This is a genomic window from Mesorhizobium sp. M7A.F.Ca.CA.002.04.1.1 (genome assembly GCF_004022805.1).
Classification (GTDB): domain Bacteria; phylum Pseudomonadota; class Alphaproteobacteria; order Rhizobiales; family Rhizobiaceae; genus Mesorhizobium; species Mesorhizobium ciceri.
This window is the reverse complement of sequence record NZ_RZPL01000336.1, coordinates 1-5,872: the sequence shown is the minus strand read 5'-3', so window position 1 is coordinate 5,872 and position 5,872 is coordinate 1. Positions and strand designations below refer to the sequence as shown.

The window sequence follows — 5,872 nt, the reverse complement described above, 5'->3', positions numbered from 1 at the left end:
CAGGGGCACGGCGCCGCGCCTGGATTTCTCGACAGGCGGCGGAAAGATGGCGAACATGCCCCCGGCGAAGCCGCCGGCTTTCGCGCGTGGCAGGTCGATATGGCCGCCCGATTTCCCCTCGATGAACAGTTTTTCGACGTCCGTGTCTTTCGACTGATGGAGCCTGAGCAACGTATCGTTGTGGCCGTCGAAGACGGGAACGAGATCGGTTTCGGTCATTGGGGGATCATTCGGTTCGTTTGTCGGCGCGGCTAAGATATATCCTATCTACTTAGGCAGGATGCGCCACCCGCGCAAATGCCAAAGCCGCCCCGGTGGGATGGCAGCCGCTTGCCGCGCCGTTTCCAAGCAACGAATCCCTACCGCTTCAGCACGTCGGCCCATTCCTGATGGCGGCGGAACTGAGCGTTGGCGAACGGGCAGAGCGGGATGATCTTCTTGCCCGCCGCACGCGCATCCTCGACGGCGCGGGTGACAAGCCGAAGCCCGGCACCCTGGCCGCGAAAGACGTCCGGCACTTCGGTGTGGTCGATGATGATCTGGTGCTCACCGATCTTGGTGAAAGTCATCTCGGCCTCGGCGCCATCGGGTCCACGCAGGACGTAGCGGCCCTTGGAACCGCGATCCTCAAGTTCGATCTCAGGCAGTTGGTCAGGCATTGCTATGCTCCTTGGGCAGTATCGGCAAAGAACCGCCGTGCCGCCTCGATCTCGTTTGGCCGCACCTCGTGCCCGCCATCGTGCCATTCCACTGTGACATCGGCGCCGTCGGCACGCAAATAGGCCTCGAGCCGCGTGGTCAGGTTCGGTGGGCAGATCGGATCGCGCTTGCCGGCGGTCACCAGGATATGGCGGCCGGCGAGGCTGCCCTTGACCTCAGGTTCGAACGGGATCAGCGGATGCATCAGCACCGACGCGTCGAACAGCGCTGGAACCGCGAACACCACCGAGGCTAGGACATTGGCGCCGTTGGAATAGCCGAGACCCAGCACGGCCGATGGCTTCGCTGCTTCAACATGGGCCTTGACGAAGCCCGCCATCTTGGTCGTCGCCCGCGCCAGGTCGTCCATATCGTAGATGCCCTCGGCGGCGCGGCGAAAGAAGCGCGCGGCACCTTGTTCCGACACATCACCGCGCGGCGAGACGATGGTTGCCTGGGGCGCGAGATCGCGCCCCAGCGACAGAAGCTGATTCTCATCGCCTCCCGTGCCATGGAAGACGAACAGCAATGGACCGCCCGGCGAACCGGGCAGCACCTTGTGGATGTAAGCGTCCTTGCTCATGGTCTCAGCCTTCCAACTTCTGCAGATGCTGCTCGAGATAGGGCCGCAGGTGCTGGTGCTGCGTCGGCAGCTTCAGCGCCTCGCCCAGATGAGCGGTATCCTCGTCGCGATCGAATCCCGGCTCGTTGGTGGCGACTTCGAACAGCACGCCACCCGGTGTGCGGAAATAGATCGCCCAGAAGTAGTCGCGGTCGATCACCGGCGTCACCCCATAGCCGGTGTCCATCAACGCCTTGCGTACTTCCAGCTGCCTGGCGCGGTTCTCGACCGCGAAGGCGACGTGATGGACGGAGCCGGCGCCGAGATCGGCGAAGGCCGTGCTCGGCAGCGATTCGATGTCGATGACATCGGCGCCATTGCCGTTCTTCACCGCCAGCCGCCTGAGATTGCCGGACTTGTCGACTTCCTCATAGCCCATGAACTTCAGCAGCTCTTCCGTGGCGCCGCCATCCTTCAGCCTGAGCGACACGGAATGAAAGCCTCGGATCGCCTCATCCGTGGGAACGCCGCCTTTCGCCCAGGGTGCTCTGCTGTCGCTCTTGCACTCGACCAGCGCGAAGCCGTCACCATCCGGTCCGGCAAAAGCCAGGCGCTTCTCACCGAAGGTTTCTTCGCGCGAGAGGCCGGTGACGCCCTCATCGGCAAAGCGTTTTTCCCAATAGCCAAGCGTGCCTTCCGGCACCGAGTAGACGGTGGTTCCGACTTCCCCGACCCCATGCCGGCCCTTGCCGATGTCGGGGAAGGGGAAATAGGTCATCACCGAACCCGGCGTACCGGCCTCGTCACCGTAGTAAAGATGGTAAACATCGGGCGCGTCGAAATTGACGGTCTTCTTGACCCGGCGCTGACCGAGTTTCCTGGTGAAGAAATCGTTGTTCTGGCGGGCATCCCTGGCCATCGACGTGACGTGATGCAGGCCCTTGATCTGGTCGAGCATTGTCTTGCTCCTTCCCTTGGTACATGTGCGGCCCTCGCCGCTGTCCACGCCAATATGAGGACCAGGGCAGTTTCCGCAAAGGCGGCAAACACAGAATAGACTGTGTCATAAAAGTGAACGATGGAACAAGGTTCGTTCACCAATTGGCTCGCAGGTCAGACTTGCGCCATGGCCAGAATTCGGTTCCATAAACGGCGTTCGACATCCGGGACAAAGGTATCGTGAGTGACTGGAAAAGCCAGGCGGCCTAACATTCTCCTGATCACATGCGACCAGTGGCGCGGCGATTGTCTGTCCGCCGCCGGTCATCCGATCGTGCGAACGCCGAATGCCGACGCTTTGGCCGCGGAGGGCGTGCTGTTCAAGCGGCATTATGGCGGCGCGGCGCCCTGCTCGCCCGCTCGCGCCTGCCTCTATACCGGCCTCTACCAGATGAACAACCGCGTCTGCCGCAATGGCACGCCGCTCGACGCTCGCCACGGCAACATTGCGCTTTCGGCTCGCGCCCTGGGCTATGATCCGACGCTGTTCGGCTACACCGATGTGTCGCTCGATCCGCGCCTGCTGGCGCCAGGCGATCCGCGGCTGCAAAGCTATGAAGGCGTGCTGCCGGGCTTTACGGTGCGCCAGTTGCTGCCCGAGCATCAGAAGCAATGGCTATCCTGGCTGGAACTACAAGGTGTCGACGCCAGCGCCGGATCTCCCGACATCCATCGCCCGGTGGCCGACGGCGCGGTCGGAACCACCGTCGACAACGCGCCGCCCGTCTACTCCGGGCAGCAAACCCCGGCGGCCTTCCTGACCGGCGAATTCGCGCGTTGGCTTGGCGAACAGGAGCACGCCGCGCCGTGGTTCGCGCATCTTTCCTTCATCAGCCCGCACCCGCCCTTCATAGTGCCGGAGCCCTACAACACAATGTACGATCCGGCTGACGGCCCGGCCTTTCGGCGCGCGGCAAGTTGGCAGGAGGAGGCGGAAAACCATCCCTATCTAGCCTATGATCTCGGCCGGCAGAAACAGATGAAATTCCGCCCCGACGCCAGCGGCAAGGTGCACGACTGGAGCGAAGACGATTTTCGCGTCCTCCGCGCGATCTATTACGGCATGATTTCCGAGGTCGACGCCCAGCTCGGCCGCATCTGGCAAGCGGTCAAGGCGGCCGGCGCGTGGGACGACACCATCGTCGTGCTGACCTCGGACCATGCCGAGATGATGGGCGACCATTTCATGCTGGGCAAGGGAGGCTATTTCGACGGCAGCTACCACATTCCGCTGATCATCCGCGATCCGCGCCACGGCAAGGCGGCCGGCGGCAAGGTCGACAGCTTCACCGAAGCGGTCGACATTTTGCCGACGTTTCTCGACCTGCTCGGCGAAGAGCCCGCGCCGCATCTCGACGGCAGGTCGCTGAAGCCGTTCCTGAGCGGAGAGGCCCCGGCGGCGTGGCGCGATGCCGCGCATTGGGAGTTCGATTTCCGCTCGGTTGCCGCGGGCGAGGCCGAACGCCATTTCGGCATCGCCTCACGCCAATGCAATCTCGCCGTAATCCGCACGGAACATTTCAAATATGTGCATTTCGGCGGCAACCTGCCGCCGCTGCTGTTCGATCTGGAAAACGATCCGGACGAATTGGACAACCTCGCGGCCGACCCCAGCCATCTCGCCGTGCGGCTGGAATTCGCCGAACGACTGCTCGCCTGGCGGGCCGAACATCTCGATCAATCGCTGGCACTGGCCGAATTGACCGAGAACGGCCTCGTCGGCCATGCCGCTGGCCTGCCTCCACGCCACACATGAACACAGGCCCGCATCGTTGCCGGCGCGGGCCTGTATCCGACTGGGTGGAAACTACCTGACGATCATGCGCTGCTGATCGCGCTTCTCGGCATAGCTGCCCTTGTCATAGGCGGTTTGTGCCTCGAGCTGTTCCTTGGTGAAGGTCGTGTACAGGTATTTGTTGCCCGCCTTGTCGGTCATGAATTTGAGATTATCCATGCCGACCGCGACTTCCTTCTCGCCAATGCCGAGGAAGCCACCGACATCGACGATCACCGCATCGGCCTTCTTGTCGGGCGCAAGCACGACATCGCCGATCTCGCCGACCTTGGCGTCGTTGGCGCCATAGACAGTCGTGCCCTTGAGGTCATCGGCGCGAATCTCACCAACCGGCATCTCGGTCAGCGTCGACTTGTCGATGGCTGCGGTCTTTGTCTGGTCCGGAGCCGAGGCATCGGGGGTCGTGGGCGCCGGAGCCTGTGCCGTCTTGTCGGACGGAGCGACGGCAGGGGCTGCGGCGGGCGCGACTGCTGCCGGCGCATTCGAAGCCGTCGTTGCCGGCGCAGGGTCATAGGCCTTGCGGTTGAAATCCGGCTGCGCCTGCAATTCTTCCTTGGTGGTCTGGGCGACCAGCCAGCGGTCGCCATTCTTCTCGGCCCACTGCGCCTTCGAGAAGTCATAGGTGACGTTCTTGGCGCCAAGGCCTAGGAAACCGCCGACGCCGATGACCAAGTACTGCGCCTTGCCATCCTTGGTCAGCACAATGTCGTTGACGTCGCCGATGTTCTGGGCGTCATCGCCGGTGCCGTTATAGACGTTTTCCCCGATGATGTTGGTGGCGAGATTGCCGTCGGCGCGCTTGACTGGTTCTGCCGAAGCGGCGTTCATGTCGACAGGCTTTTGCGCTGTGTCCGTCGTCGCGGGTGCTGCCGGCGCTGTTGCGTCGGTCGATGCCGCAGGTGCTGGGGTCGGGCTGTAAGGCTTTTTATCGAATTCTGCCTGCGCCGTCAGTTCGTCCTTGGTCGTCTGGGCCACCAACCAGCGGTCGCCATTCTTTTCGGCCCACTGCAGCTTGCCGCAATCGAAAGCAACGCTTTTGGCGCCGACACCCAGAAAACCGCCGACGTCGATGACAACGGATTTCGCCTGCCCATCCTTGTCGAACACGACGTCGCTGACCTTGCCGATGTTTTCGGCATCGTCGCCGGTGCCGTTGTAGACGGACTCACCGATGATGTTGGTGACGATGCTGCCCTCTGCGCGTGCCACAGGAGCGGCGGCGGGCTCCTGGACGGCGGGCGTGGCAGGCGCCGTATTTGTTGCGTTCTGCGCATAGGCGCCGGTCGCGACAAAGGTTGCGAGCGCCGTCGTGGCTAAAAGATTGCGGATCATGGTAGTCTCTCCTCGTGCCTGATCTCATGCGCCGCGTCTCCTTGGGGAACGCGGCATCTGCAGGTTCACAACGTCGTGACCGGGTCAGTTGTTCCGACAAAGCGCTGCGGTCCGGGAACGAAACCACGGAAATTATTGAGCCGCTGGGGTAGTCACCCCGTGGCAAGAGGAACCTTTCTGTCGACGCCGCGTTTCAGCCGTTGGCTGGGTATATCCCGGCCGCCATTTGGCTGACCTGGTGGAGCGGGGCATGAGATTTGCAGCGGTGCTGAACCGGGACGGCGGCACTTTGCGCACCACCGACCTCGCCGCTTTCTCCGACAGGATGCATCAGACGCTGGAAACGGCAGGCCACTCGCTCAGCATCGAAATTGTCGCCGGCAAGGATGTGGTGGAGACGCTGGACAACGCCGCTTCGCGTCGCTCGGTCGACATCGTGCTGGCGGGTGGCGGCGACGGGACCATTTCCGCCGCGGCCGCCCGAC

The 5,872-nt window shown here is 63.0% G+C and carries 7 protein-coding genes; 2 read left to right on the top strand and 5 right to left on the bottom strand.

Annotated elements, in window-relative coordinates:
- The 4 genes from ENZ75_RS18165 to ENZ75_RS18150 all read right to left on the bottom strand — a co-directional run.
- On the bottom strand, nucleotides 1-219 hold a 219-nt coding region (locus ENZ75_RS18165), incomplete at its 3' end, for a membrane dipeptidase (RefSeq protein WP_206617057.1).
- Nucleotides 220-359: 140 nt separating this feature from the next.
- Nucleotides 360-659 carry a GNAT family N-acetyltransferase gene (locus ENZ75_RS18160; RefSeq protein WP_013529296.1) on the bottom strand — a complete coding sequence of 100 codons (300 nt, stop codon included), beginning with the start codon at nucleotides 657-659 and terminating at the stop codon, nucleotides 360-362.
- 2 nt (nucleotides 660-661) lie between these two features.
- Nucleotides 662-1,282 (bottom strand): alpha/beta hydrolase, encoded by a 621-nt coding sequence (locus tag ENZ75_RS18155; protein ID WP_027163149.1) that lies wholly within the window; start codon nucleotides 1,280-1,282, stop codon nucleotides 662-664.
- 4 nt (nucleotides 1,283-1,286) lie between these two features.
- Nucleotides 1,287-2,219, bottom strand: coding sequence for a VOC family protein (locus ENZ75_RS18150; RefSeq protein WP_024503019.1), 933 nt, complete (start codon nucleotides 2,217-2,219; stop codon nucleotides 1,287-1,289).
- A gap of 225 nt (nucleotides 2,220-2,444) precedes the next feature.
- Here ENZ75_RS18150 and ENZ75_RS18145 point away from each other — a divergent pair, with 225 nt between their 5' ends.
- The gene (locus ENZ75_RS18145) at nucleotides 2,445-4,016 is read left to right on the top strand and encodes an alkaline phosphatase family protein (RefSeq protein WP_063169139.1); all 1,572 of its coding nucleotides are present in this window, start codon (nucleotides 2,445-2,447) and stop codon (nucleotides 4,014-4,016) included.
- A gap of 51 nt (nucleotides 4,017-4,067) precedes the next feature.
- Here the strand turns inward: ENZ75_RS18145 and ENZ75_RS18140 are convergent, their stop codons facing one another.
- Nucleotides 4,068-5,387, bottom strand: a complete 1,320-nt coding sequence (locus ENZ75_RS18140) for a PRC-barrel domain-containing protein (RefSeq protein ID WP_128278222.1) — start codon at nucleotides 5,385-5,387, stop codon at nucleotides 4,068-4,070.
- 250 nt (nucleotides 5,388-5,637) lie between these two features.
- On the opposite strand from ENZ75_RS18140, the gene ENZ75_RS18135 reads away from it, so the two are divergent.
- On the top strand, nucleotides 5,638-5,872 hold a 235-nt coding region (locus ENZ75_RS18135; RefSeq protein WP_281061248.1), incomplete at its 3' end, for a diacylglycerol kinase family protein.

What these genes read in the sequence shown, in the direction of transcription:
- ENZ75_RS18155 (WP_027163149.1), bottom strand. Translation starts at nt 1,282, where the DNA reads ATGAGCAAGGACGCTTACATCCACAAGGTGCTGCCCGGTTCGCCGGGC.
- ENZ75_RS18150 (WP_024503019.1), bottom strand. Translation starts at nt 2,219, where the DNA reads ATGCTCGACCAGATCAAGGGCCTGCATCACGTCACGTCGATGGCCAGG.
- ENZ75_RS18140 (WP_128278222.1), bottom strand. Translation starts at nt 5,387, where the DNA reads ATGATCCGCAATCTTTTAGCCACGACGGCGCTCGCAACCTTTGTCGCG.
- ENZ75_RS18160 (WP_013529296.1), bottom strand. Translation starts at nt 659, where the DNA reads ATGCCTGACCAACTGCCTGAGATCGAACTTGAGGATCGCGGTTCCAAG.